Annotated in this window: 1 protein-coding gene; it reads right to left on the reverse strand. The window is 30.5% G+C overall.

The window, feature by feature from the left end; all coding sequences use genetic code 11:
* Window positions 1–86: 86 nt before the first annotated feature.
* A complete protein-coding gene (locus tag Q0370_RS06335; protein ID WP_299573575.1) occupies window positions 87–1,835 on the reverse strand; it encodes an alpha-glucosidase in 1,749 nt (582 codons plus the stop codon).
* Between the last annotated feature and the right edge of the window lie 179 nt (window positions 1,836–2,014).

Genomic DNA, 2,014 nt, shown 5'->3' on the forward strand with positions numbered 1-2,014 from the left:
GTTTGAGTAAAATAGTCATAATTTTTGAGTTCTGTTTTAAACTAGTTTTACTATACAAATTATCTATCGATATTTCCGTAAAATCTTTATAACATGTGAATTTCCACTAACAAACTTTGGTATCCTTCCAAAATTAGCGCTTTTCCATCATTTTCAATATTCGCATAATTATTAATCAGAATATCTCCTAGCTTGATTTCTGTTTCATCAATATTTTTAGCAATTTCGCTTAGATCCACTCTCTGTTTTTTATCAGAAAAATTATTAATGCAAAGAACTTGCTGATTTTTATATTTTCTTATATATGCGATTATTTCATCATTTTCTAATTCTACTGGAATAAATTCCCCAAAAATCAGACAATCTGAATATTTTCCATTTTGTCGTAAATCAATCATTTTTTTATAATGGGCAAAAATTGAATTTTCATTATTTATTTGAGATTCTGCATTTACTTTATCTTGACTTCCATTTAATTCTATCCATGCTTTTACATCTTCATTTTTCGAAAATCCAGCATTTTTACTGCTATCCCATTGGAAAGGAGTTCTTGAATTGTCACGGCTTCTTTTGTTTACAAAATATAGTGCTTCTTTAGGAGAAAAACCTTCTCCCAATGCACGTTGATACTGATCTTTGCTGGCAATATCATCAAACTGTGCTATATCAGTTCTCTCAAAATTGTCCATTCCTATTTCCTGTCCCTGATAAATAAACGGTGTCCCACGTAAAAAGAAAAACAATGTCGCAAGTAATTTTGCATTTATTTCATTTGCTTTCTTCCCTAAAAATTTATTCAAACTTCTAGGTAAGTCATGATTTTCCAAAAATGGTGCTCCCCATCCATATTTCTGCTGTGTCAACTGACTTTCAAAAATTTTTTTTCTCAATTCATTAATTTTCACATCCTGCACTGAATAGTAAAAACCTTCTTTCGCCATATCTAAATCAGAATAGCTGAAATCAAAAATCATTGAAAAAAATCCATCTTCACCAATAAAATCATTATATCTTTCATATTCCAGCAAAGGTGTTTCAGCTACAGTCATGCAGTTGTACTTCTTAAATGTTTTTTCTGCCAGTTCTCCTAAAAATTCCTCAATTCCTGGCTGATTTAACGTATATTTTATGCTAAATGCAAAACCATCCGCTCCATCAACAGGCAAGTCTAGATAATCTTTGTCTTTTTTTATTGAATTTATAGCATCTACCCTGAATCCAGCTATTCCTTTTTCCAGCCAGGAATTCACCATTTTATAAAGTTCTTCCCTTACTTCAGGATTTTCCCAATTTAAATCAGGCTGTTTCTTTGAAAATAAATGTAAATAATACATTTCATTCCCATTTTCATCAGTTTCCCCTTCAACCTTTTCCCAAGCAGAACCTCCAAAATGGCTTCTCCAGTTTGTTGGTGGCAGTCCATTTTTTCCTCTTTTAAAAATATAATAATTTCTATACTTGCTTTCAGGATTTTTCAACGCTTCCAAAAACCACTCATGCTCATCAGAAGTGTGATTAATTACTAAATCTAAAATTATCTTTATTTCTCTTTTTTCCGCCTCTGAAATTAATCTTTCCAAATCTTCCTTTGTTCCAAATTCAGGATTTATATCATAATAATCAGAAATATCGTATCCATTGTCATCCATTGGCGACTTATACACAGGACAAATCCAGATAAGAGTTATCCCCAGTTCTTTTAGATAATCCAATTTTTCCGTAATTCCATTCAAATCTCCAATTCCATCATTGTTGCTATCATAAAAACTTCTTGGATATATTTGATATCCAACTTCTTTTTTCCACCATTTTTTATCTAATTTTTTTGTATCCATATTTTTCTCCTTCATATTCAATAAAGTCATTTTTTTAAACCTGCCAATCTAAATATACAGATTGACAGGCATTAAGGTGATGCCGATGATGAATTTTAACTATTTTTTACTAATAATCAAAAATAAAATGACTATAGCTACCAAAATAGTAAAATCCTAATTCATTTTTACCACCTCCC

It is taken from the genome of uncultured Leptotrichia sp. (genome assembly GCF_938036635.1).
GTDB classification, from domain to species: Bacteria; Fusobacteriota; Fusobacteriia; order Fusobacteriales; family Leptotrichiaceae; genus Leptotrichia; species Leptotrichia hongkongensis.

Excerpts from the sequence above, each read along its gene's own strand:
- Q0370_RS06335 (WP_299573575.1), bottom strand. The coding sequence starts at position 1,835 with ATGGATACAAAAAAATTAGATAAAAAATGGTGGAAAAAAGAAGTTGGA.